Source organism: Corynebacterium sp. HMSC056F09 (assembly GCF_001815785.1).
GTDB lineage: Bacteria > Actinomycetota > Actinomycetes > Mycobacteriales > Mycobacteriaceae > Corynebacterium > Corynebacterium hiratae.
In genome coordinates this window covers 1-263 of record NZ_KV821904.1, presented here as the reverse complement: position 1 = coordinate 263, position 263 = coordinate 1, and the positions used below count along the sequence as shown (strand labels likewise).

The window sequence follows — 263 nt, the reverse complement described above, 5'->3', positions numbered from 1 at the left end:
GTTGCATTTTACGATGATGTTGACCGAAAGATTCATCAGATTTGGAAAGACTCTGATGAGGTTTATGGTGCTCCGCGGATCACCGCAGAGCTTGCCGAGCGCTACCGCATTTCGCTTAACCGTAAGACTGTGGCGAAGCGGATGCGCATGATGGGCATTGAAGGGATTTCACCGCGTGCGTTTGTTCCGGTGACAACGATTCAATCCAAGCGTAAGTCAACTCTTCCTGACCTGGTCAAGCGCATGTTTGATACTGGTGAGCT

The 263-nt window shown here is 50.2% G+C and carries 1 protein-coding gene; it reads left to right on the top strand.

The genetic code is table 11. The annotated features are described in order from the left end of the window. Positions 1-263 (top strand): IS3 family transposase (locus HMPREF3056_RS03425; protein ID WP_141759835.1); only part of this gene is annotated, 263 nt, incomplete at both ends.